This is a genomic window from Halovibrio salipaludis (assembly GCF_002286965.1).
Classification (GTDB): domain Bacteria; phylum Pseudomonadota; class Gammaproteobacteria; order Pseudomonadales; family Oleiphilaceae; genus Halospina; species Halospina salipaludis.
This window is the reverse complement of sequence record NZ_NSKD01000010.1, coordinates 66,194-90,303: the sequence shown is the minus strand read 5'-3', so window position 1 is coordinate 90,303 and position 24,110 is coordinate 66,194. Positions and strand designations below refer to the sequence as shown.

General features: G+C 62.8%; 24 protein-coding genes. 11 read left to right on the top strand and 13 right to left on the bottom strand.

Translation table 11 applies throughout. The features are described 5' to 3' along the window. Positions 1-301: 301 nt before the first annotated feature. On the bottom strand, positions 302-1,501 hold the full coding sequence (gene tyrS, locus CK501_RS15410) for a tyrosine--tRNA ligase (protein ID WP_095618633.1): 1,200 nt from the start codon (positions 1,499-1,501) through the stop codon (positions 302-304). Positions 1,502-1,778: 277 nt separating this feature from the next. Here tyrS and CK501_RS15405 point away from each other — a divergent pair, with 277 nt between their 5' ends. After that, entirely contained in the window at positions 1,779-3,218 is a 1,440-nt protein-coding gene (locus CK501_RS15405) for a peptidoglycan DD-metalloendopeptidase family protein (RefSeq protein WP_095618632.1), read from the top strand. After that, positions 3,219-4,349 (top strand): anhydro-N-acetylmuramic acid kinase, encoded by a 1,131-nt coding sequence (locus CK501_RS15400; protein ID WP_095618631.1) that lies wholly within the window; start codon positions 3,219-3,221, stop codon positions 4,347-4,349. On the opposite strand, the gene erpA is transcribed toward CK501_RS15400, so the two are convergent. The 4 genes from erpA to argC form a co-directional block, all read right to left on the bottom strand. After that, on the bottom strand, positions 4,339-4,692 hold the full coding sequence (erpA, locus tag CK501_RS15395) for an iron-sulfur cluster insertion protein ErpA (RefSeq protein WP_095618630.1): 354 nt from the start codon (positions 4,690-4,692) through the stop codon (positions 4,339-4,341). The genes CK501_RS15400 and erpA overlap by 11 nt on opposite strands. A gap of 94 nt (positions 4,693-4,786) precedes the next feature. Beyond that, positions 4,787-5,320, bottom strand: coding sequence for a bactofilin family protein (locus CK501_RS15390; protein ID WP_095618629.1), 534 nt, complete (start codon positions 5,318-5,320; stop codon positions 4,787-4,789). Further along, positions 5,292-6,059 carry a DUF6776 family protein gene (locus CK501_RS15385; RefSeq protein ID WP_095618628.1) on the bottom strand — a complete coding sequence of 256 codons (768 nt, stop codon included), beginning with the start codon at positions 6,057-6,059 and terminating at the stop codon, positions 5,292-5,294. Before CK501_RS15385 ends, CK501_RS15390 begins: the two co-directional genes overlap by 29 nt. Before the next feature lie 11 nt (positions 6,060-6,070). Next, positions 6,071-7,105 (bottom strand): N-acetyl-gamma-glutamyl-phosphate reductase, encoded by a 1,035-nt coding sequence (gene argC / locus CK501_RS15380; protein WP_095618627.1) that lies wholly within the window; start codon positions 7,103-7,105, stop codon positions 6,071-6,073. A gap of 91 nt (positions 7,106-7,196) precedes the next feature. On the opposite strand from argC, the gene hemJ reads away from it, so the two are divergent. The 4 genes from hemJ to hemL are packed head-to-tail and all read left to right on the top strand — an operon-like array spanning position 7,197 to position 10,312. Beyond that, a complete protein-coding gene (hemJ, locus tag CK501_RS15375) occupies positions 7,197-7,619 on the top strand; it encodes a protoporphyrinogen oxidase HemJ (protein ID WP_095618626.1) in 423 nt (140 codons plus the stop codon). After that, on the top strand, positions 7,619-8,401 hold the full coding sequence (gene thiD / locus CK501_RS15370) for a bifunctional hydroxymethylpyrimidine kinase/phosphomethylpyrimidine kinase (protein WP_095618625.1): 783 nt from the start codon (positions 7,619-7,621) through the stop codon (positions 8,399-8,401). The genes hemJ and thiD overlap by 1 nt, the downstream gene beginning before the upstream one ends. After that, positions 8,394-9,035 carry a thiamine phosphate synthase gene (gene thiE, locus CK501_RS15365; RefSeq protein WP_095618624.1) on the top strand — a complete coding sequence of 214 codons (642 nt, stop codon included), beginning with the start codon at positions 8,394-8,396 and terminating at the stop codon, positions 9,033-9,035. The genes thiD and thiE overlap by 8 nt, the downstream gene beginning before the upstream one ends. Further along, positions 9,032-10,312 carry a glutamate-1-semialdehyde 2,1-aminomutase gene (gene hemL / locus CK501_RS15360; protein ID WP_095618623.1) on the top strand — a complete coding sequence of 427 codons (1,281 nt, stop codon included), beginning with the start codon at positions 9,032-9,034 and terminating at the stop codon, positions 10,310-10,312. The genes thiE and hemL overlap by 4 nt, the downstream gene beginning before the upstream one ends. Positions 10,313-10,315: 3 nt before the next feature. Here hemL and CK501_RS15355 read toward each other — a convergent pair whose 3' ends face one another. The 4 genes from CK501_RS15355 to CK501_RS15340 are packed head-to-tail and all read right to left on the bottom strand — an operon-like array spanning position 10,316 to position 13,359. After that, a complete protein-coding gene (locus CK501_RS15355; RefSeq protein WP_095618622.1) occupies positions 10,316-11,659 on the bottom strand; it encodes a tetratricopeptide repeat protein in 1,344 nt (447 codons plus the stop codon). Positions 11,660-11,713: 54 nt separating this feature from the next. After that, entirely contained in the window at positions 11,714-12,121 is a 408-nt protein-coding gene (locus CK501_RS15350; RefSeq protein WP_095618621.1) for a hypothetical protein, read from the bottom strand. Between the two features lie 9 nt (positions 12,122-12,130). Beyond that, a complete protein-coding gene (locus CK501_RS15345) occupies positions 12,131-12,772 on the bottom strand; it encodes an anti-sigma factor family protein (protein WP_095618620.1) in 642 nt (213 codons plus the stop codon). Positions 12,773-12,807: 35 nt separating this feature from the next. Next, on the bottom strand, positions 12,808-13,359 hold the full coding sequence (locus CK501_RS15340) for an RNA polymerase sigma factor (protein WP_198949555.1): 552 nt from the start codon (positions 13,357-13,359) through the stop codon (positions 12,808-12,810). A 181-nt stretch (positions 13,360-13,540) separates the two neighbouring features. On the opposite strand from CK501_RS15340, the gene CK501_RS15335 reads away from it, so the two are divergent. Then, positions 13,541-14,467 carry a DUF4382 domain-containing protein gene (locus tag CK501_RS15335; RefSeq protein WP_095618637.1) on the top strand — a complete coding sequence of 309 codons (927 nt, stop codon included), beginning with the start codon at positions 13,541-13,543 and terminating at the stop codon, positions 14,465-14,467. Between the two features lie 16 nt (positions 14,468-14,483). Here the strand turns inward: CK501_RS15335 and CK501_RS15330 are convergent, their stop codons facing one another. Together CK501_RS15330 and mrcB are read right to left on the bottom strand one after the other, a co-directional pair. Further along, entirely contained in the window at positions 14,484-15,014 is a 531-nt protein-coding gene (locus CK501_RS15330) for a tetratricopeptide repeat protein (protein ID WP_095618618.1), read from the bottom strand. Positions 15,015-15,028: 14 nt separating this feature from the next. After that, on the bottom strand, positions 15,029-17,326 hold the full coding sequence (gene mrcB, locus CK501_RS15325) for a penicillin-binding protein 1B (RefSeq protein WP_095618617.1): 2,298 nt from the start codon (positions 17,324-17,326) through the stop codon (positions 15,029-15,031). A 106-nt stretch (positions 17,327-17,432) separates the two neighbouring features. Between mrcB and CK501_RS15320 the strand changes: the two genes are divergently transcribed. Next, positions 17,433-18,992 (top strand): bifunctional aminoglycoside phosphotransferase/ATP-binding protein, encoded by a 1,560-nt coding sequence (locus CK501_RS15320; protein ID WP_095618616.1) that lies wholly within the window; start codon positions 17,433-17,435, stop codon positions 18,990-18,992. A gap of 75 nt (positions 18,993-19,067) precedes the next feature. Beyond that, the gene (locus CK501_RS15315) at positions 19,068-19,424 is read left to right on the top strand and encodes a pentapeptide repeat-containing protein (RefSeq protein WP_095618615.1); all 357 of its coding nucleotides are present in this window, start codon (positions 19,068-19,070) and stop codon (positions 19,422-19,424) included. Between the two features lie 19 nt (positions 19,425-19,443). Here the strand turns inward: CK501_RS15315 and CK501_RS15310 are convergent, their stop codons facing one another. Further along, positions 19,444-20,343, bottom strand: coding sequence for a LysR family transcriptional regulator (locus tag CK501_RS15310; RefSeq protein WP_095618614.1), 900 nt, complete (start codon positions 20,341-20,343; stop codon positions 19,444-19,446). A 148-nt stretch (positions 20,344-20,491) separates the two neighbouring features. On the opposite strand from CK501_RS15310, the gene CK501_RS15305 reads away from it, so the two are divergent. After that, complete coding sequence (locus tag CK501_RS15305) at positions 20,492-21,994, top strand: aldehyde dehydrogenase family protein (RefSeq protein WP_095618613.1); 1,503 nt, start codon at positions 20,492-20,494, stop codon at positions 21,992-21,994. Positions 21,995-22,075: 81 nt separating this feature from the next. After that, a complete protein-coding gene (locus CK501_RS15300) occupies positions 22,076-23,242 on the top strand; it encodes an alkene reductase (protein ID WP_095618612.1) in 1,167 nt (388 codons plus the stop codon). 44 nt (positions 23,243-23,286) lie between these two features. On the opposite strand, the gene sfsA is transcribed toward CK501_RS15300, so the two are convergent. Beyond that, positions 23,287-24,000 (bottom strand): DNA/RNA nuclease SfsA, encoded by a 714-nt coding sequence (gene sfsA, locus CK501_RS15295; RefSeq protein WP_095618611.1) that lies wholly within the window; start codon positions 23,998-24,000, stop codon positions 23,287-23,289. Positions 24,001-24,110 lie beyond the last annotated feature (110 nt).

Genomic DNA, 24,110 nt, shown 5'->3' with positions numbered 1-24,110 from the left:
ACAAGCTCAAAGACCGCACTCGAATCAACGAGCACTGACTTTGATGATCGCACCGACCACCACAGCCAGCGCCCACACAAATAACCTGACCCCATTGTTAAAGAACCTCAGAAGGCGTTAAGCCCCTGATTGGAAAAACAAAATTCTAAAGCATTTCAGAACTTTGTCAATCCCCGGAACAACTCATCCGCGCCCGAAAGCGCCGCCGCTGTGGGCCGTTGCCCCGAAAGAGATGCGTATTCTACACCCGCACAGGGTGTCGTCAACAGGAGATTTCAGAATGATGTCAGCGGGCGCCCACTCACTGGATATGGACCCGCGCAATCTTCTTCCGGCCCGCCTGGATCACGTACGACTGCCCCGCTGGCAGCGACTGACGATCACCCAGGGGCTCGCCATCCACATAGACAGCCTCCTGCTTCACCACATCCTTGGCGGCGCCCCCCTGGGCCAGCCCCGCCTGCTTGAGCAGGCTGACCACAAAGAGCTCAGCCTGCCCACCTGCATCCACGGTCACCTCGGGCACATTTTCCGGAATCTCACCGAGCTCCACTCTGTTCCCCGCGGAGCGGTGGGCATTCTCCGCCGCCTCTTCGCCGTGATAGCGACTGATCAGCCAGTGCGCCAGCGCCTTCTTGGCCTCCTGCGGATTGAGCCCTTCCTCTTCCACCTGTCGGCGCAGGGTCTCAACCTCATCCATGGGCTTGAGCGTCAGCAGTTCGAAGTAGCGCCACACAAGCTCATCAGGAACCGAAAGCAGCCGGCTGTACATCTGCCCCGGGGCATCCGTGATCCCCACGTAGTTCCCCAGGGACTTGGACATCTTCTGAACCCCGTCCAGCCCTTCAAGGATTGGCATGGTCAGCACCACCTGGGGCTCCTGGTCGTAGTGGCGCTGTAGATGCCGCCCCATGAGCAGATTGAACTTCTGGTCGGTGCCGCCAAGCTCCACGTCCGCCTCCAGCGCCACGGAGTCATACCCCTGGACCAGCGGATAGAGGAACTCATGGATGGCAATGGACTCATTGGCCTGGTAACGCTTGCGGAAATCATCACGCTCAAGCATGCGCGCTACGGTGTACTGGCTTGCCAGCCGGATCATGTCCGCCGCGCCCATCTCATTCATCCAGGTGGAATTGAACACAACCCGTGTCTTCTCCGGGTCGAGCACCCGGAAAACCTGCTCCTTATAGGTCTCCGCGTTTGCGGCCACCTCCTCTTCGGACAGCGGCGGGCGAGTGGCGCTCTTGCCGCTGGGATCGCCGATCATGCCGGTGAAGTCCCCGATCAGGAAGATGACCTCATGGCCCAGCTCCTGGAACTGGCGCAGCTTGTTCAGAAGCACAGTGTGCCCCAGGTGCAGATCGGGCGCCGTGGGATCAAACCCCGCTTTGATCCGCAGCCTGCGGCCACTGCGCAGCTTGGCAGCCAGGTCTTCCTCGGGGATCAGCTCATCCACCCCACGGTGGATCTGGGCGATGGCGTCATCAATGTTCGTCATGGATACTTGTCTACTCCGCTCGGTTCCAGCAGGGCTGCCCGCTACACACACTGACAATTTTCATAAGCCATTAACACGGCGGTAATCCCGCCAAATTCACTTTGTGTCGCAGGCACTTGCAAAGGTCGCTATTGTAACAGGAAACCAGTGACCGCGTTGTACCGCACAACAAAGGCAATCGTTTTTTTGCGCCCACCGCTGTTTTCATTATACTTCGAGTAATTCTGCGAACTTGCCCGAAAAGTTTGCCCCAACACTGAAACAACAGGGTATAACCGTGCTCAGACAATTCCCGGGAACCCATATCGCCGCGCTTGCCGGCCTTACCGCACTGGTTGGTGTCACCCTGCTGGTCAGTCCGGGCAGTAACCAGAGCCAGACCACAAAGACCCTTGATGTGGCACCTGTCTCCCCCGTCCCACAGGACAGCCAGACCTCAACACAACAGTATTCACAGGCCGGCATGGTATCGCCCGCGCGGACACTGGCATACGCCGGAGCCCCGGATCTCCAGAGCCTTCTTGGCATCAATCTGGAGGCCATCCCCGAAGACCAGACCGCCGCCACCGCCCAACCAGAGTCCAGCGGAGAGGGCATCCGCGAGGAGGAGCTGGAATGGCGGCGCTTTACGATTGAGAGAGGCGATTCCCTGTCATCCCTGTTCAGCGATGCCGATGTAAGCCACCAGGAGATGTACCGCATCCTGAATGGCGAAGGCAAGCCGGACGAACTGTCGCGCCTGCGTGCTGGCCGGGAAATCGAATTCGGCTTTGATGACGACGGCAAACTCTCCATGGTGGTCCTGCACAACAGCCGCACCACCAAGCTCAAGGCGGTGCGCCAGGACGAGAGCTTCCACACCCACGAGGAAATGCGTGACCCCAGGGTAGAGCTGGCCTATGCCAGCGGCGATATCCAGACCTCCTATATCCTTGCGGCGAATCGCGCCGGGCTCGGCACCAAGGTCCGCAACCAGCTCTCGCGCATCTTCGGGTGGCGCGTCGATTTCTCCCGGGACCTCCGCAAGGGCGACCGCTTCGGGGTTCTGTACGAAAAGCAGTATCTCGATGGTGAAATGATCGGCCATGGCCGCATCCTGGCCGCCACCTTCACCAACAAGGGCAAGACCTATTCCGCAGCTCTCTACACGGATGCGGACGGCAACAGCGACTACTACACCCCGGAGGGTGAAAGCCTTCGCAAGGCCTTCCTGCGTACCCCGCTCCAGTACCAGCGGGTTTCCTCCCACTTCGACATGAACCGCCGCCATCCCATCCTCAACCGGGTGCGGCCTCACGAAGGCACGGATTTCGCGGCTTCACCGGGCACCCCCGTCAAGGCCTCCGGCGACGGTCGCATCACCTATGTGGGGCGGGATGGCGGCTACGGCAAAACCGTCCGTATTGATCATGGCAATGAGGTTTCCACCGTCTACAGCCACCTGCGCAGCTACAGGAGAGGACTTCGCCGGGGTGAAACCGTCCAGCAGGGCGACGTGATCGCCTACGTCGGCATGAGCGGACTGGCGACCGGACCACACCTGCACTATGAATACAGGGTCAGTGGTCAGCCCCGGAACCCATTGCATGTCAGCCTGCCGGACGCAGACCCCATTCCGGAGGACCAGATGGCCCAGTTCCGGGCCCAGACCAACCCGCGTCTTGCCCGTCTCTCCGAGGAGGACAACTCCTTCCAGATCGCCCTGGCTGAGGAGTGAATGGCAGGCCAGCCTGACTGGTACATCGGTCTCATGTCCGGCACCAGCATGGACGGGATCGATGCGGTTCTGGTCGGGTTTGGCCCCCAGGGCATTGAAACCAGCTGGCACACCAGCCACAGCTATCCGGACAACCTTCAGGCGCAGCTGGAAGAGCTCGCCTCCAACCAGGGGACGCCATCACTTCTGGGCGAAGCGGATGCCCGGCTGGGGGATGCTTTTGCCCACGCGGCCCTTGCCGTCACTGAAAAAGCCGGCCTGAAGCCGGAACACGTCACGGCCATCGGCAGCCATGGCCAGACAGTCCAGCACCGCACAGAGCCGCCCTCCCCCTTCAGCCTGCAGATCGCCGATCCCAACCGCATTGCCGAAGGCACCGGCATCACCACCGTAGGCGACTTCCGCAGGCGCGACATTGCCGCCGGCGGCCAGGGAGCCCCGCTTGCGCCCGCATTCCACACCTGGCTGTTCAGCGCCCCCGGCCGGATGCGCTGCCTGATCAACCTGGGAGGAATCGCCAATATCACCCTGATCCCGGGCGACGACGGGCCGCCCCGGGGCCACGATACAGGCCCGGCCAACCGCCTGATGGACCTGTGGTGCAGACGCCACCAGGGGCACTCTTTCGACCACAACGGCGAATGGGCAGCCTCCGGAACCGTCTGCGAGCCGCTTCTTAGAACATTCCTGAGCGATACCTACTTCTCCAGGCAACCGCCCAAAAGCACCGGCCGGGAACATTTCAATGAAAACTGGCTGGAGACCCACCTGAGTACTCTGCCCGATACACCGAAGCCAGAGGATGTTCAGAGGACACTGTTGGAGCTGACTGCTGTAACGGTCACCCGTGACATCAACGCCATGGGTTCGGAAGAGGTGTTCCTGGCGGGAGGTGGCGCCTTCAACCCGCTTCTGGCGGAGCGTATTGCCAGCCTGCTCCCGGAGGCGTCGGTGGATTCCACGACCACCCTGGGGCTGGATCCACAGAGTGTGGAGGGAGCGGCTTTTGCGTGGCTGGCGCGCCAGAGACTCAATAACGCCCCCGGCAACCTGCCTTCAGTTACCGGTGCATCTGGGCCAAGAGTGCTTGGTGGGGTGTGGCCCGGCAGGGCCGGCAACCTCAGATGCTGAAGGAGGACCCGCAGCCGCAGGTACTGGTGGCGTTCGGGTTCTGGACCCGGAACTGGGCACCCATCAGATCCTCTTCATAGTCAACGGTCGCGCCCACCAGATACTGGTAGCTCAGCGGATCCACAAGCAGGGTCACGCCATCGCGCTCAACGGCCGCATCATCGTCCGCCTGATTCTCATCGAAGGTGAAGCCGTACTGGAAGCCGGAGCAACCACCGCCTGTAATGAACACGCGCAGCTTGAGATCGGGATTACCTTCCTCGGTAATCAGCTCACGCACACGTGCAACGGCTGATTCGGTGAAAAACACCGGTATTGCCGCCTGTTCCTGAACCACGCCCATGCGATCACTCCCAACTGCTGTTCCATTCAAGTCAGACCATTATGTGAACCAGAGTGCCGGCCTGACAAGCCTGATTACGCCACCCTGGATCGGGTCAGACGCTCGACGCCCGCTCCAGGGAGCTCTCTGAACTGTCTTCCCGCGACTCTTCGTTCCGGGCCTCATCATCTCCCCCAGCGGGGCTCGCCGCCCTGGCACCGCTTTCCTGCTGTTCCTGGCGATGCCCCGAGGGCAGCGTCCTGGAACCACCGGGCAGGCCGCCCTCACGCTGATGCAGCAGGCTGCCGTTGACCGCCGCCCCCATGGCCATCTCGATCAGATGGTAATACACGTTGCCATGGATTGAGGCCTTGGAAGCCAGTTCAAGATCCTCCGAGGAATAGACGTTGCCGTGGACCGTACCGTTGATGATGATGTGCGGTGCGTAGACATCGCCCACCACCTCGCCAACGTCACTGATGCGAAGCACCGCATCCGAGCCTTCCTCGGCGTAGACCGTACCCTCAACACGCCCATCGATATGCAGACCGCCGGAGAAGTGCACGTCCCCGGTTATGGACATCTTGTTCGAAACCAGTGTGTCGTACTGACCCGAACCTTTATTGATCGTCCTGGACTTGCGAAACATCCGCCTCGCCCCCTGTTTTGTCCTGCCAGAAAAATTCACGCTCGGACGTTTCACGACCGTTGTCGGTCACCGCTGCAACCTGGATGGAATGGGGCTCAAACCCTTCGGGAATCGTCATATCCCCATCCACCGACTGGAAATAGCGGAACCGGAACTCGATGTCGTTATCCTCGCGTGAGTCCGAAATCCGATGCAGCGGAAGCCGCTGCCGTTCCTCTCCAACATAGCCCACAAGATGGACTTTCACATGGCCTGAGACAAACCGGTTGTTGTCGCCGATCTGGCTGAGCACAAGATTGTAGCGCCAGCGGTCCGGGTTGCTGGTGGGATCCAGATCCATACGGAACACCTGGAGCCCGGTTTCAAGATCGTCCGGCGCCATGATGCTCTTGTAGAAACTGATCTCGGACTTACGCTCCTTGAGTGCCTGCTCCAGTTCCCGGATCGTGTTCTGGGCTTCACGCAGGCTGTGGCGGTCCACTTCCTGATCACGCTCCACCTGCAACAGCTGCCGACGGTACTCGGTAACCTTCTCCTGAAGCCGATCGCGCTCCTCACGCACCGTTTCAAAGCCCTCATCCGCTGCCTGGAAGCGAGCCCTGTACTGGTGACTCCCAAGCATAAAGCCCACGACCCCGGAGATGACCGTAAACACAAGCAGTATCGTCACCCGCCGCAGGCGCTTACCGCGCCGCTGGCGAACCAGTACCAGTTCTTCCGAAGAATCGGAGCGTGCCATCGGATTGGCCCTCAGGGCAGAAGCGCGGGCGCCTTCAGCCCTTCACGTTCATCAAACCCACACATCAGGTTCATGTTCTGGATCGCCTGCCCGGCAGCTCCCTTGACCAGGTTGTCCGTGACCGAGCTGACAATGATCCGGTTCTGGCCCGGTTGACGGTGCAAGGCCATCCGGCAGGTATTCTCACCACGCACTGAACGTGTCTCAGGCAATGATCCCCAGGGCATCACGTCCACAAAGGGCTCATCGCGGAAGCGGTCCTCGTAGATGGCCTGAAAGTCCGCAGCCTCATCCGTGATCTCCGCATAGAGCGTAGCCTCAATGCCACGGACCATGGGCACCAGATGGGGCACAAAGGTAACCTGGGGCGCCGAGCGCGCCTGCATCATCCGCAGCCCCTGCTCAATTTCCGGTCCGTGCCGGTGGCCGGAGGCCGCATAGGCCCGGAAGCTCTCTCCGGCCTCGCCCAGCAGCATGCCCATACGGGCCTGGCGGCCGCCACCGCTGGCGCCGGACTTGCCATCCGCGATCAGCCGTGACGGATCCACCACACCCGCCTCGATCATCGGCAGGAAACCCAGCTGGATGGCCGTGGCGTAACAGCCGGGATTGGCCACAAGGCGCGCGCCCCGGATCTGCTCCCGGTTGATCTCCGGCAGGCCATACACCGCTTCGCGGATAAGATCCGGCGCGGTATGGGTGGTGCCATACCAGTGTTCCCAGACCTCACGCTCCTGCAGCCGGAAATCGGCGGACAGGTCCACAACCTTCACGCCCTGCTCCAGCAGGTGCCCCACACTGTCCATCGCCACCGCATTGGGCGTGGCGAAGAACACCAGGTCGCACCCGGCCAGACGCTGATCATCCGGATCCTCGAAGGCCAGATCACAGTGGCCACGCAGGCTCGGAAAGAGTTCCGCCACCGGACGCCCGGCCTCCGAGCGCGAGGTGATCAGCGCCACCTCCACACCCGGATGCAGCGCCAGCAGCCTCAGCAGCTCCACGCCTGTATAGCCGGTACCCCCGACAATGCCCACTGTGATCACGTTCTGCCTCCTCTGTACTGGTTCCGCTCGTTGGCGCCCGTAACAGAGCATTGTACCATGCCTGAATCATTCAGTCGGTTAAGGAGTTCCTGTGCTCTGGATCAAAGCGTTCCATCTCATGGCCATGGTCACCTGGTTCGCGGGTATCTTCTACCTGCCCCGGCTCTTCGTGTACCACGCCATGACGGAGGATGAACCCGGGCGGGAGCGTTTCCGGACCATGGAGCGCAAGCTGTACCGCGGCATCATGAACCCCTCCATGATCGCCACACTGATCTTCGGCACCTGGCTCATCGCCCTGAACCCGGAGTACTACCTGCAGCAGGGATGGCTGCACATCAAGCTGCTGCTGATCGCGGTGCTGGTGGCCTACCACCTGTGGTGCGGGCATTTCGTCCGGCTCTTCCGGGATGACCGCAACACCCGAGGCCACGTCTTCTTCCGCTGGATCAACGAGGCGCCGGTTCTGCTTCTGGTCGCCATTATTCTGCTCGCCGTTCTGAGGCCCTTCTGATGCCCAATACACGCCCCCAGGTACTCGTTATCTCGGGCCTGGACCCGTCCGGCGGAGCCGGCATCCAGGCCGACATCCAGGCCATCACCGCCATGGGAGCGCACCCGCTGCCGGTGCTGAGCTGCCTGACCGTGCAGGACACCTGTAATGTGCACGGTGCGGAAGCGGTGGATCCTGAACTGATTGCACGCCAGATCCGCTCGGTGGCCGCTGACTCCCCCATCCACGCCATCAAGACCGGGGCCATGGGAGATCACCGCATCGTCAGCATGCTGCGCACGGTCCTGGACGAGCTCGGGCCATTACCCCTGGTGGTGGACCCGGTGATCAAGGCCGCCGGTGGTGGTGAACTGGCGGATGGGAAGCTGGTGGCCGCCATGCGCTCGGAGCTCTTCCCCATGGCCTCCGTCATCACCCCCAATGGTCCGGAACTGGCGGAGCTGGGTGGCAGCGACGACGTTACCACCAGTGCCCAGGCGCTGCTTGATGAGGGTGCCGGCGCCGTTCTCGCCACCGGCGGGCACGGCACCGGGCCAACCATCGAGAACCGGCTTTTCCGCAGGGAGCAGGTCGCCTCCTCATGGCAACTGGAAAGGGTGGGCGGTGAATACCATGGCAGCGGCTGCACACTCGCCGCGGCCATCAGCGCGGGCCTGGCCGAGGGACTGCCGTTACCCGAGGCCATTGAGCATGCCCAGATTTTCACCGAGCGTGCCATACGGGGCGCGTTGCGTGTCGGCCGGGGCCAGCCGGTCCCGGACAGGAGCCTGATCAATGACTGAACGGATGCCGGGGCAGGGACTCTATGCCATCACCGACAGCCAGCTGCTGCCGGACGACCGCATCGTGGATGCTGTTGAACAGGCCCTGGCCGGCGGCGCCGTCATGGTCCAGTACCGGGACAAACGCCCCGATGATGAACTGCGCCGGAGCATCGCGGAGCAGCTTCTGGCGGCCTGTCAGCGCTGGGGGCGCCCCCTGATCGTGAACGATGACGTCGCCCTGGCCCGGCAGATCGGCGCCGACGGCGTCCATCTCGGCCTTGAGGACTCAACGCCGGAAGAAGCCCGTGAACAGCTGGGCCCCGGCGCCATCATCGGCGTCACCTGTCATGACGACCTGGCGCGGGCCCGGGAGCAGGCCTCCGGAACCGCGGACTACCTCGCGTTCGGGCGTTTCTTCCCGTCCGCCACCAAGGGCTCGGCACCATCCGCCTCCGCCGATGTACTCGGCCAGGCGGGCGCCCTCGGCCTGCCCAGGGTCGCCATCGGCGGCATTACCACGGATAATGCACCCAGCCTGATCCGGGCGGGCGCGGACCTGATCGCGGTCATCCACGGGCTGTTCTCGGCACAGGACATCGAAGCAACGGCCCGTGAGTTCACCCAACTTTTTGCAACAGGAGCCTCTTCATGAGCCAGTCGGATACGCTTTTCGAGCAGGCCAGCCAATACATCCCCGGCGGCGTCAACTCACCCGTGCGCGCCTTCAAGGGCGTGGGCGGCACGCCCATCTTCTTCAAGCAGGCGGAAGGTGCCTACCTCTGGGATGAGGATGACAAGCGCTACATCGACTATGTGGGCAGCTGGGGCCCCATGATCCTCGGCCATGCCGCCCCCGCCGTCATCGAAGCGATCCGGGACCAGCTGACCCACGGCACCGGCTATGGCGCGCCCAGCTCAACGGAAACCGCCATGGCCCGCAAGATCTGCGAGATGGTGCCTTCCGTGGACATGGTGCGCATGACCAATTCCGGCACCGAGGCCACCATGAGCGCCGTGCGGCTGGCGCGCGGCTATACCGGCCGTGACCGCATCCTGAAATTCGAGGGCAACTACCACGGCCATGTGGACTCGCTGCTGGTGAAGGCCGGCTCGGGCGCGCTGACCCTGGGCCAGCCCAACTCGCCGGGCATCCCCAAGGCCCTCGCGGAACAGACCCTCACCGCCACCTTCAACGATCTGGAAAGCGTCGAGACCATCTTCCAGGAATACGGCAGCGAGATCGCAGGCATCATCGTCGAGCCCGTAGCCGGCAACATGAACTGCGTGCCGCCGGTCGCTGGCTTCCTGGAAGGGTTGCGCGAGATCTGCGACCGCCACGGCAGCGTGCTGATCTTCGACGAGGTGATGTCCGGCTTCCGGGTCGCGCCCGGCGGCGCCCAGGAGCGTTACGGCGTGACTCCGGACCTGACCGCGCTGGGCAAGATCATCGGCGGCGGCCTGCCGGTGGGAGCGCTCGGCGGGCGCCGTGACATCATGAGTCACCTGGCACCGCTGGGGCCGGTCTACCAGGCAGGCACGCTTTCCGGTAACCCGCTGGCCATGCGCGCGGGCCTCGCGACCCTGGAAGGGCTCTCCCAGCCGGGCTTCCACGATCAGCTGGAACAGCGTACCCGGAAGCTGATGGACGGTTTTGCCGCGATTGCCGATAAGCACGGTATTCCGCTGAAGGTTCAGGGCGCCGGGGGCATGTTCGGGCTCTTCTTCACGGACCAGCCCGAAGTCACCCGCTTCGAGCACGTGGTCAACTGCGACACCGAGCGCTTCGGCCGGTTCTTCCACGCCATGCTGGAACAGGGCGTCTACCTGGCCCCGGCGGCATTCGAAGCCGGCTTTGTATCCGGTGCCCACACCGAGGCGGACATCGAGGCCACGCTGCAGGCGGCGGATAAGGCCATGGCGCAGCTCTGAGCTTCAGCGCCCGAACGCGCGCCGGATCCCGACCCGGACCTCGGTCCGCTGGTAATCCCGGGATTCCAGGCGCGCGTGGTTGCTCTCCCATTCGCCGGACAGGGTCAGGTGCCAGTTGTCACTGACCTCCCACTCGGAGCCCAGCCTCAGGCGCCAGCGCTCTTCCCGGCGCCGGAGTGTGCGGGTGCCGCCACGGACCTCGTCCTCCTGGTAGCGGGACAGGCGCCAGACGGCCTCCGCTGACACCGACCAGCGGGCTGCCAGCGCGTAATCCAGCGAGCCACTGAGGCGGTGCCGCACGGGCGAGGCACTGAAGAAATCGTCACCTGCAACCAGCCCGTCACGGTTCTCATCCGTCCAGCTGTAGCCAGCTCCCGCAACCAGTCCGTCAGCCACCGGATGACGGTACGTCAGTTCGAAAAAGCGATCCGAACCTGACAGTTCCGGGAACTCCTGCCCTGCATCGACTGAGGCGGCGCCCACCTCCAGCTGCACCAGGCCAGGCCCGGGCGACCAGTCCAGATAAAAGGCAATGTCCGCACGCCGACTGACCCGTTCCGCCTCCAGCCACTGCCATTCCGAGGCGGCCTCGGCTCCAAGGCTCAGATCCGATGATTCCCGGTAATCCAGCACCAGAGCCGGCCGTGCAAGCGTCTGGTCAGCTCCATCATAGCCGGAATAGTGCCGGCCGCTGGCCACACCGGAAGCTGCCAGGCTGAGCGCGCCCCTGTGCCAGAGCGGCGCCCGCCCCCATGCGAATGCCTCCTGGAACGCCGAGGCGGCTGCCACGAGCTGGTCTCCAGCAAGATTGAGGTTGTCCTCATAGCCGCCCCCGGCCTGGACAACCGCCCGCCACGCCTCACGAGTACCATCCCCGGGCGCCATGCCCAGCCGGTCCAGCTGCTCCACCGCCAGGGCGGCAATGCGCCCGTCACGGTCCAGGACCAGGGCATCCGAGAAGTGGCCCCGGGCTCCAGAGGGTCTGCCCTGTTCCAGGGCGACAAGCCCCAGGTTGTAGTGCACCAGCGCGGGGCTGTCCGTCACGGGGAGGAGCTGCTCAAAACGCGTCCGGGCGTCATCCAGCCGCCCGGCCCGGAACAGGGCTGCAGCGAGGTTGTAGAGCCGGGACTCGGTGGTCTCGCCCGCCGCGGCCAGCGCCTGCTCGAACAGGGAGGCCGCACGGGCGTAATCCCCGGCCTCAAACGAGGTCTTACCCTGCTCCACCAGGGCAGCGGTGTCCTGTGCCCCCACCGGCAGGGGCATCACAGCCACCAGCACCACCAGTGCCAACACAGCGATGGGCGGGGATGACGGGGCGGATGGATTATGGGCGAGCTTGCGCTGCATGGGGTCGGGCTTCCTCCAGTGACCCCGGAACTGTAGCAGCTCAGGCAGGATTCTTCAGGGTTGACCGCCCCGTTCGGGGGGTTCAGAGCCAGGTCGGTCCGGAGAGGACGGCGCACCGCCCCCAATCGGGCCATCCACATCAGGGCCCTTCCCCCCACCAGGAACCGGAAGATCGCCCCCGCCGGGTCGCCGCTCCAGCCCCTGACGGGCCCGCTCCCGCGCTCGCTCCAGCGCGTCACGGCCCTTACTGGCGGCTTCCCCGGCGCGTTCACGCCCCTGACGCGCGCGTTCCTTCGCACGCTCCGCTGCCCCCTCGGGCAACTCGATCCGGCGCACCACGCTCTCGGAGACCGGTTCGTCCTCGGGTACCATCCGTATGGTCACGTCCAGATCCGTCTCCCCCCAGGCCTGGGGCGCCGCAAGCAGTGCCACCAGCAACAATGGGCTCAGCCAGATTCTCATACCATCACCTCATCCACCCTCGCCACCACTCGTAACCGGCGCGCGGAAGACCCGTTCACGGTCGCCATGACGGATCCGTGCCACCAGTTCGCCTTCCCCCGGAAACAGGGTCCTGACCGGCAGCGCCAGCAGGTTCTCGCCCTTGTCCAGGTCCACCTCCCAGCTGATACGGCGCTCACCGGGGAACGAGGCCAGCTCAACGTGGGGTGGCAGTTCTATGGTCAGATTGACGTTCTCAAGCGCCTCACCGGAGTCAAACGCCAGACGCATGGTCTGGACATTATTCTCCGAAACCGGCCCCACGACGGTTTCCGGCCCGGAGTCCCCACCCCGGGGAATGAACCACGTCCCCAGGAAAAGTCCGACCACCAGGCAGGCCGCCATGGCCGCACCCGCCACCGGTGTGCTCCAGCGCCGCCGGGCGTCACCCCCTCCGTGCACGGCTTCCAGAATGCGGGTTTCAAACCCTGATCCCGGCTCACTTACCGGGGACTCCCGCAGAAGCTCACGCCAGCGCTGTTCCGCCTTCACTTTCCGCGCACAGTCGCTGCACTCCGCAAGATGCGCGGCAACAGCACGCCGGTCGGCCTCGTCGAGACGACCGTCGCAGTAACCCTCAATGTGCGGAATCAACTGTTCACAGTCCATCATCCTATCCTCCACGGAGTACCACGTTGGGCGTGCTCCTAAGGTTCCATCCGTCGTGCCAGTTGTTCACGCAGTTTCTGGCGACACCGGTGCAGCCGTGACTTGATGGTGCCGGGAGCCACCTCCAGAACCTCCGCGATCGCCTGCTGCTCCCACCCCTCGACATCGTACATGATCAGAAGGGCGCGCTGGTCCGGCGGCAGTTCCGCCAGTGCCTCCTGCACCATACGGCCCGCCCGCCCACGCTCCATGTCGGCCAGTGGCCCCAGGCCCTCACCGGGATAGCGGTCCAGGAAGGCCTGATGGTTCTCGATATCCCCGGTATCCGTCACTGACTGTTCCTGGCGGCGCTTACCCTTGCGGTCCCGGTCCACGAACTGACGATAGAGTACCCGGTTGAGCCAGGGCCTCAGATCCTGGACCGCTTCCAGCTCCCGCGTCCGGGGATACAGCTTGAGCATCACATCCTGAACCAGGTCCTCGGCGTCCGCAGGATTCCCGGTAAGACGATGGGCAAACCGGTAAAGACCCCGCAGATGTGGCTTTACAAGCTGATCAAAGGTTCGTGCCTGGGAACGACTGAAAAACAACGGATACAACCTGCCTGGATAGCGGTGACGTCAGTTATAGCAGACTCCATGGAAAACGACGCCCGTCCTCTGAACATTCTGTAATCGCAATATCCGGAACCGTCCCTGGATGCCATTCGTGGTGAGTACAGGTGCCGATAACGGCATTGGCGATCAGCCACACACGACAAGGGAGAAGAACATGACATCCAATGCACTCAAACCACTGGCAATTGCCGTTCTCGCAGCCTCCACGACAGGGCTCACCGGCTGTTTCAGCAGTTCTTCCTCGGGGGGCGACAGCGGCTCTCTCTCACTCGGCATTACAGATGCGCCGGTAGACTCACTGGAAGAAGTGAACATTTCCTTTACCAGCATCACCCTCAATCACAGCAATGGCGAACGGATCGAGATCGAACTGAATGAGGAGCAGCTGGCCGAGCAACCAATTGATCTGCTAACCCTCCAGCGCGGCAACGCGGCAAGCCTTATTGCCGACGAGGAAGTGCCTGCGGGTGAGTATGAGTGGATCCGACTCAATGTTGTGGACAACCAGACATTTCCAGACATGTATGTGGTCAAAGAAGACAACGGAGGCACCGCTGACCTGGCCGTGCAATCAGCAAGAGGGCTTCAGCTGTCCAGCGGCTTCACTGTCCCCCAGGGCGGCTCGGCGGATTTTACAGTCGACTTTGACCTGCGTTCCGCCATTACAGACCCGCAGGGGCAGGACGGATACTTCCTGAGGCCCTCATTGCGGCTGGTGGACAACAGCGAGGTCGGCGCCATCGAAGGCACTGTATTCAGTAATGTCATCAGCAACCAATGTAACGAGAACACAAGCTTCAATGGGGCTGTTTATGTCTATGAAGGCCAGAACGCGGAGCCCATCGACTACAACAGCAAAACCGACAAAGAACCGCTGATGACGGCAGCCGTGGAACAACCGGAAAGTGGCGGCGAACTGAACTATCGGGCAGCGTTCCTGACCGAAGGCGATTACACCATCGGCTACACCTGTGACGCCGACGACCCAGATGCCGATAACGACCTGACCTTCACCGGCACCCGCAACGTGACGGTCTCAGCCAACGAAACTCAGACCGAAGACTTCGACGGCAGCCAGTAACCCGCACCGGACCGGGCTACATCTGCCCGGCCCGTTCCCTGGCATCCGCCGCGCCCGCCTGGTCGCCCATGCGGGCGCGGATGGCTGCCAGTTCCGACCAGCCCTCCTGCCGGAGCGCCCGGTCATTGCCCGCCTTGCTGATGCCCTTGAGCACGAACTGTTCGGCACGGGCCGGGTTTCCTTTTTCCCGGTAGACCCGACCCAGCGCGTAATAGACCGCCGCCGCATCCGGCGCGATACGCTGCGCCCGCTGGATCAGGTCCAGAGCCCGCCCATCATTACCGGCCTCCAGAGCCGAATCCGCTGAGGCCAGCAGCCCGCGCGCCGCATCCGGAACCCTGCCTCCACTTTCACGCTGGCGGTCAACACTGGGCGGCTCATCCTCGGACGGTTCCTCCACCTCAGCAGACTCCTCCGTCCGCTTACCGATGGGCTCGACCTCGGTTCCGGTGTCTTCTTCCGGCGGCTGGAACCGTACGCTGCAGCCCGCCAGAAGCAGGACCGCAAGAGCCATGCTGCCCCACCGGATCCAGGGTTGAATGGTCATCCTGTCTACCTCCGTCAGAAAACCTGCTGGAACCACCGCTGGATCCGATTGCCCATACCGTCGCTGCAGGGCACCTCTTCCTGGGGTTCCGAGCCCTGTATGAAGGGAATCCGCCTTGCGCCGTCACAGCCCTTCGCCGTAATCCCCCCGGTCTTTGAGTCCACCCAGTGGTAGTCCACGGAGCCGGGCACCACCGGCGAAAACGCCCTGGTGGAGCTGTCGGCCATAATCCGGCCCCAGATCTGCAACGCGCCCGAGCCGCCCGTGAGCGTGGTGGCATCGTAATCGTCACCACCCACCCAGACCACCCCGAGATGATCCCCGGTGAACCCAGCAAACCAGCTGTCCCGGCCTTCATTGGTGGTTCCCGTTTTACCGGCCGTGTGCAGCCGTTCCGGGATGAGATTGTACACCGAGCTGCCCGTACCCTCGCGCATCACTTCCTGCATGGCGTAGTGCAGAAGGTGCATCGGCCCTGGTTCAACCACCTGCTCCATCCGCAGGTCGTAACGGGACAGCACCTCGCCCTCCGGCGTGGTGACACTGCGGATGCTGCGCAGTGGCACCCGGAACCCGCCGGAGGCGATGGTCTGGTACATCCGCGCCACTTCCAGCGGTGTCATCTCAACGCTGCCCAGGAGCAGGGAGGGGTACTGTGGCGGCTCATCCTCCATACCCAGCCGCTGGAGGGTTTCGGTCACGGCCGGCACCCCGAGATTCAGCCCGAGCCGGACACTGGCCTGGTTGTAGGAGTGGGAAAGGGCCCTGTGCAGTGGTACCTGACCGTGGGATTCACCACTGAAATTGGCTGGCGACCAGGTATCACCGTTATCAAACTCCAGGCGGAAGCGCTCATCCTTCAGGGGCGAGATCAGAGTATAGCGGGCCGGCTTTTCCAGGGCAGTAAGATAGGTTGCCGGCTTGACCAGGGAGCCGATCGGCCGGCTGGCGTTCATGGCCCGATTGAAGCCTGGGAACCGCGTGTCGCGCCCGCCCACCAGCGCCTCTACTTCACCGCTTTCACGCCCGGTGATCACAACGGCCCCCTCCAGGGTCCCTGCTTCCTGCCCCTGTTCCAGGGCAGCCATCATGCCGCTGGCTCTCGATTCAGCCGTTGCCTGCAACCGCGGATCCAGCGTGGTGAAAATGCGCAGGCCAGCGGTTTCCAGATCCTCGTCCCGGTAATCCCGGGAAAGGTGTTCACGCACCAGGTCCATGAAAGCGGGGTAGCGGTGGGTATCCTCGTCCGGCGCTGCCGCCACATCCAGAGTCCGCCTCTTGAGGGAGGTCGCGCGTGATTCGGTGATCAGCCCCCGATCAGCCAGCAGCTCCAGCACCAGGTCACGCCTGGCCCGGGCCTGCTCGGGCCGGGTCCGTGGATTGTAGTAGCCGGGACCGCGCACCATACCCACCAGCAGCGCCGTCTCATGGAGTTCCAGCTCACTGAATGGTTTCGCGAAGTAAAAGCGGCTGGCCAACCCAAACCCGTGAATGGCGCGTGTTCCGGACTGCCCCAGGTAGGCCTCATTCATGTAGGCCTCCAGGATCGCCTCCTTGGAGTAACGGGCTTCCAGCAGAATCGCCATGATGGCTTCGTTGAACTTGCGCCAGTAGGTCTGCTCACTGGAGAGCCAGAAGTTCTTGACCAGCTGCTGGGTCAGGGTACTGCCACCCTGCACCACCCGCCCGGCCTGCAGATTGGCGATGAAGGCACGGGCGATGGCCGAGGGCTCCACCCCGTAATGGGACGGGAAGCCCCGATCCTCAACCGTCAGCAGGGTCTCGCGGAAGAGCTCCGGCTGGTCGTCGAGCTGCACCAGGACACGATCCTCACCATGGCCGGGGTAGATGCTGGCAATACGGCGGGGTTCCAGCCGTGCAAGCGCCGTCTCCCCGGGAGCCTCGAACCCGGTAATCGTGCCGCTGTCCGCCGTCACCCGCAGATTGCGGGCGGGTTCCCTGCCATCCGGAAAGTGGAACCCGCGCGTCCGGATCCGGAAGCGTCCGCCCTGACGCTGGAACTGCCCGGCATCCCGCGGCGCACCTGAAACCGGCTGATACCCGAGGGCCTCCAGCTCCTGTGCCAGCGCTGCAGCCCCCACCGGCGCCCCTGCGTAGAGCTCAAGAGGCTGCGCATAGACCCGAGAGGGAATTTCCCAGCGATGATCCTCGAACCGGGAGGTCACCTGGACATCCAGATAGATGGTCCAGGCCACCAGCATCAGAATCCCAACCAGCCCCAGTCGCCAGATCAGCCCGATAAAACCTATGCTGCGGCGCTTTTCCTGCTTTCTTCCTGCTTTTCTACTCATGGCTGCCGATTATAGCGCTCTCACACGCCACGTCATGGGCGGTTTCATGTTCAAAACATGACGTCCCCGTTATGATGTTACTGAATACCTCTGCAGGAGCTGTGGAATGGAATCAGGGCTGATCAGTGCCTTACAGACCCCGGAATGCTACCCCCACCCGGTCAGTGATATCCGCCTGATCGAAACGCACATCTCCTGGGTGCTGCTGACCGGCGATTATGTGTACAAGATCAAGAAGCCTCTTGATCTGGGGTTCCTGGACTTCCGCGAGCTCAGCGCCCGCCGGCATTACTGCGAGGAGGAACTGCGCCTCAACCGACGGCTGGCGGAACCGGTCTACGAGGCGGTCGTCCCCATCACGGGCAGCCCGGAGTCACCGGCGATCAATGGTGATGGCACGCCCATCGAGTACGCCGTGCGCATGCGCCAGTTCGACCCGGAACAGACCCTGGACCGGCTGAGCGAGCGGAACGAGCTGACACCGGAGCAGCTGGATGAGCTGGCTGAGCGCGTCGCCAGCTTCCACGACTCAGTCCCGGCCCTGCCACCGGACAGCCCCATGGCCAACACCGATGACCTGAAGGAAGCGATGGTGGACAACGTCACCACCGCCCTGGAGCACCTGCAGGAAGCCGGCGACCGCCAGCAGGCAAAGGCTCTGCTGGAATGGATCCGTGACACCTTTGAGCAGCAGCGCGAACGCATGCAGCAGCGGCTGGCCGACGGGCGGATCCGTGAATGCCATGGCGACCTGCACCTGGGCAACATAGCCCTCTTCGAGGGCCGGATCACGGTATTCGACTGCATTGAGTTCAATCCCGAATTCCGCTGGATTGACACCGCCAACGACCTCGCCTTCCTGCTCATGGACCTGGAAAGCCGCGGCCACCCCGCCTGGTCGGCCCGGGTGCTCAACCATTACCTGGAACACAGCGGCGACTATGAGGCCCTGCCACTGCTGCGCCTGTTCAGCGCCTACCGCGCCATGGTGCGTGCCAAGATCGCCCTGCTCAGCCCCGCGGACTCCAGCGAGGCCGAACAGCAGAACCTGGAGAGGTACCGGCGTTACGCGGAGCTGGCCGAACGCTACTCCATGATCCCCCAGCCCTGGCTGGCGGCCACCACCGGCTTTTCCGCCAGCGGCAAGTCGCGTTTCAGTGCCGCACTGGCGGAACAGTTCAGCATGATCCGGCTGCGCTCCGATGTGGAGCGCAAACGCCTTTTCGGGCTCGGGCCAACCGAATCCAGCAACTCCGCGCAGGATGCCGGCATCTACACCCAGGACGCCACACGCCAGACCTACCAGCGGCTCCAGGCGCTGGCCCACCGCGCGCTCGCAACCGGCTACCCGGTCATCGTGGATTCCGCCGCGCTGCGCCAGGAAGAGCGGGATGGCATGGCCGAAGTGGCGGAATCGCTGGGTGTTCCCTTCGTACTGATCGCCTGCGAGGCACCGGAATCCGTTCTGCGTGAACGCATCCGGGAGCGGGCCCGCCGCAGTGGTGAGGTTTCCGAGGCGGACGAAGCGGTCCTCGATCAGCAGCTGGGCAGTGCGGACCCGATCGGTGAAAGCGAACGCAGCCACACCATCCATGTCCACACCCAGAGCCCGGGCGCGCTGGAGGCACTGATCCGTGCCCTGGACCCCGGACCGCGCGGCCACTGACACCACGTACGTGGCAGCCAGCGGGCAAACAACTATACTGGGGCCAGAAGCCCGGATAACACTGGACGGACAACAATGGAAGAAGATCTGGCCCGCAGTATCGACGACCCGCTCTATCAAGCGCTGCGCGACGAAAACATTCAGGCCTTCAATGAGGCCCGGGACAAGCTGGAAAAGCTCCCGAGCTTCGCCTATGGCGATTTCCGCGGTCTCGACCTGCGCGGCCTCAATGCGAAGGATCTGGACCTCCGCCACGCCTATTTCCGGGGCGCGGATCTGCGCGGCATTGATTTCAGCGAGACCGCCATGGAAGGAGCCAGCATTGCCCACACCAAGATCTCAGGCTGTTTCTTCCCCCGAGCCATCGCCGCCGATGAGATCGTGATGTCGCTCAACCACGGCACCCGCATGCGCTACAACACCAAGGGCTAGCCGGAGGCGACGATTACCATCAAACCTGACCTGGAAACGCCTCCTGCAGAAGGGAAAGCACCCACTGCTGCAGGGGATCCTGGTCGGTACGCGGGTGCCATGCGGCAATAACATCGAAACAGGGCGGCGATTCCTCCAGATCAATAGGGGTTACCAGCGGATGGGGAAGAATCCTTGAGGGCAGGAAGGCAACACAGTCGCTGGAGGCAACACAGGTTGGCGCCGCAGAGAAACTGGGGACGGACATGACGATATTGCGCCCGTACCCTTTGCTGGCAAACCAGCTGTCAGCGGAACCAATCAGATTGGCGCGCGTGGGCGAGACAATGAGCTGTGGCAATTCAGCCACATCACCGATGGTCAGCTTGCGCTCATGCAGTGGCGAGTCATTCCCTGCCACGCAGATGTGATACTCCGAGAAGAGCAGCTTGCTCTGGCAGCTTTCTGGCGCGAAGGCAGGGAACGTCAGGGCCAGGTCCAGCTCACCGGAGGCCAGCATGGCATGCAGACGGTCACTCTCGAACTGACGGACTATCAGCTTCAGGCCCGGCGCCTGCTGTCTGACCCTGGCGACCAGTTCAGGCAGCACCACCTCCACCGCATAGTCAGTCGCGGATATGACATAGGTGCCCTGCACGCTTGCCGGATCAAACCGCTCTGGGGGAATCAACTGCTCAATACTGTCAAAGACAGCCTTCACCCTTGGCTCGAGCTCCTGTGCCAGTGGCGTTGGTACAACACCCTGTCGTGAACGCAGGAAAAGACGATCCTGGAAAACCTCCCGCAACTTGTTCAGTTGCGCACTCACCGCCTGCTGAGTCATCCCCATCTGACTGGCCGCCCGCGTCAGGCTTCTCTCTTTCAGCAACGCCCTGAGCACACGCAACTGCTTCAGGTCGATATTGCCAATACCACTCATATTTGTATTTCTCACCAAAAATTACTGTTTCTGTTTGTGATATTACATCCTTAACCTTGTTCCTGTCATCGCAGCCATTCAACGGACACGCAGCCTTCTGCGCCAGTCCGCCTGACATGCGTCAGGCTCGAAGCAACAGGAGCACGACATGGTGGAAATACTGCCAAAAGAGCAATACCAGCAGCTGATCAAGCCCAACTACCAGATGCTGATCGGCGGCGAGTGGGCTGACAGCGGCTCTTCCCGGACAATTCCGACAATCAATCCAGCTACCGGCGAGACGCTCTCGCACCTGCCGCTGGCGGATGCTGATGATATTGACCGGGCCGTAAAAGCGGCGCGTGCGGCATTCCCCGAATGGCGCCAGACATCACCGCAGCAGCGCCAGCAGGCACTGCTGACGATCGCCGACCGGCTGGAGGCCCGCACCCAGGAGTTCTTCCATCTGGAGACGCTGGACAACGGTAAGCCCGTGCGGGAATCGAGTCAGATGGACATCCCCATGGCGATCGACCACTTCCGCTACTTCGCCGGTGTCATCCGCTCGCACAGCGATGAGGCGACCCAGCTGGACGAGAACACGCTGAGCCTGGTGCTGAGTGAGCCCATGGGCGTGGTCGGGCAGGTCATCCCCTGGAACTATCCGCTGTTGATGGCGGCCTGGAAACTGGCGCCCGCCATTGCCACCGGCAACACCGTCGTTATCAAACCCGCTGAGATGACCTCCATTACGCTGTTGACGCTCGGGGAAATCCTGAACGATGTGCTGCCCGCCGGTACCGTCAATATCGTCACAGGTAAAGGCTCCGAGGCCGGCCAGGCACTGCTTGATCATCCGGATGTCGACAAGCTGGCGTTTACGGGTTCGACAGACGTGGGCTATCGCGTGGCGAAAGCAGCGGCGGACAAACTCGCACCCACCACCCTGGAGCTGGGTGGCAAGTCAGCGAACATCGTCTTCCCGGATGCCAACCAGGAAAAAGCGCTGGAAGGCGCCGCCCTGTCGATCCTGCTCAACCAGGGCCAGGCCTGCGAATCGGGCGCCCGCCTGCTGGTGCACCGCTCCATACTGGATGACTTTCTGGAATCGCTGAAGAACCGGTTCGAAAACATCAGGGTTGGCGACCCCATGGATCCCACCACCCAGATGGGCAGTCAGGTCAGCCAGCAGCAGACGGAGCGCATTCTGGGCTATGTCGATCTCGCATCCCGGGAAGGTGCCACCATCCTGACCGGCGGCAAGCGTCTTGAGGGCGAGAACCACGGCAATGGCTGCTTCATCGAGCCCACGCTCATTGTGGATGCCAACAATGACATGCGGGTCTCGCAGGAAGAGATATTCGGCCCGGTTCTGGTCGTCATGCCCTTCGACGATGAGGACCACGCGATTGAGCTGGCCAATGACTCGGAGTACGGCCTGGCCGGTGCCGTCTGGACGCAGGACATCAATCGCGCCCTGCGGGTCGCGCGAGCCGTCAGGACAGGCCGGATGTGGGTCAACACCTACCATGAACTGCCGGCCCACGCGCCTTTTGGCGGCTACAAGAAATCCGGCATCGGGCGTGAGACCCACAAGATGATGCTGCATGACTATACCGAAACCAAGAACGTCATCATCAGCCTGAACGAAGCCACCAACGGCCTCTTCTGAGCACCGATGTGCGGGGGCCTGTGACACAACGATCAGGCCCCGGTTCCACCATCTTCATTCAACTGAACAGGTTCCAGAACCATGAATACTGAATCGCTTTTTGAATCAATCCGCCTCGGCGACCTAACGCTGAACAACCGCATTGTGCTGCCACCGCTGACGCGCTCCAGAAGCACTCAGCCGGGCAACATCCCCAACGATATGATGGCGACCTACTACGCCCAGCGGGCTTCCGCCGGCTTTATGGTCTCGGAAGGCACTCAGGTCGAGCCGCGTGGCCAGGGGTATGCCTGGACGCCGGGTATCTCCACCCCGGAGCAGGTTGAGGGCTGGAAAAAGGTCACCGAGGCCGTTCACGCCCAGGGTGGCACGATCTTCTGCCAGCTCTGGCACGTGGGCCGGATATCACACCGCTCGCTACAACCTGAGAGGGCGGCTCCGGTGGCACCGTCCGCCATCCGCAACGAGACCGTTAAGGTGTTTGTTGAAACAGGGCCCGGTGAAGGCATGATCACTGATTCCGACGAACCCCGCGCCCTGAGTACTGATGAAGTGGGTGAAATGGTTGAGCTGTACGCCCGCGCGGCACGCAATGCCATGGAAGCCGGCTTTGACGGGGTGGAGATCCACAGCGCCAATGGCTACCTGGTCAACCAGTTCATCTCGGAACACAGTAACCACCGGACTGACCAATACGGCGGCAGCCTGCGCAACCGCCTGCGCTTCCTGGAAGAGATCGTCGACGCGGTTTCTCAGGAAGTGGGTGCCAACCGGCTCGGTGTCCGGTTCTCGCCGCTGTTCGAAAGCACCGACGAAGAGCGCGTCTACCTCGGTCTGGTTGAATCCGACCCCCACGAAACCTATGTGGAAGCAGCCCGGATGCTGGACAGCCAGGGCATCGCCTACATCTCGATTGCCGAGGCGGACTGGGACAATGCGCCCGAACTGCCGGACAGCTTCTGCCAGGAACTGAGAGACGCCTTCAGCGGCGCTCTGATTTTTGCCGGGCGCTATACACCGGAAAAGGCCCTGCGCATGCTTGAGGCGGGCTATGGCGAACTGTTCGCATTCGGCAAGCCCTTTATCGCCAACCCGGACCTGCCCCATCGCATCCGGCATGAGCTGCCCTGGAACAAGGTGGACCCCGCAACCATGTACGGTGGCAGTGCCCACGGCTACACCGACTACCTCACTTACGCGCAACAGCAAGCCCAGCAGCACGCCCCGGAACCGGAAAGCGTTTCCTGACGGGCGCGGCCGCGCGCAGGAGCCACTCCTGCGTGCGGCTCGCCCTATAGAACAACACTCACCTCCCCGCCCGGCTCCAGGGCCTCGGGTGTCATGGTCATCCGCCAGGCACGACACGCCACGCCCCGATCAACCACATCACGCAACAGCTGCGCATACACCGGATCGATACCCTCGGCCGGCCGTACCTCCCGGGCACCGGAATGGCTGACACAGAACAGCAGCATGGCCCGGTCCCCGGCTTCCACCCGTCCCTGCAACTCGCGTAGATGCTTCTGCCCGCGCGCCGTAACTGCGTCCGGAAAGTACGCAACGTTTCCCTCCGCGAGGGTCACATTCTTTACCTCGATCCAGACCGGTCTACGCTGTCCAGCGCTGTCCTCCAGAAGCCAGTCGATACGACTCTTCTCACTGCCGTAACGGACTTCCGACCGTACCCGATCGTACCCTTCAAAGCCCGGAAACCGGCCGCCACTCAGCACCTCACCCATCACGGTATTGGCGCGTGCGGTATTGATACAGGCAACCTCCCCTCCAGAGCCTGTTTCCACCAGCTCCCAGGTCCAGGCCAGCTTGCGTTTGGGGTTATCGGAATGGCTGAGCCATACCCGGCTCCCGGGCGCATCGCAGCCCATCATGGACCCTGTGTTCGGGCAGTGCGCCACCACCGTCTCACCGGAATCCAGCGTCACATCGGCCAGAAAGCGCTTATAGCGACGCACCAGGATTCCAGGCGTCAGTGGTGGATCGAATTCCATGGGTAGCTCCCTCAGATGTTATCTGCTACGTTTCGCAGTCTTGCCTGCCATGCCCCGCATCTTCTATAAAGAGCGGATGGCGTGGCCAATCCGGAATTGCGGCAATGATG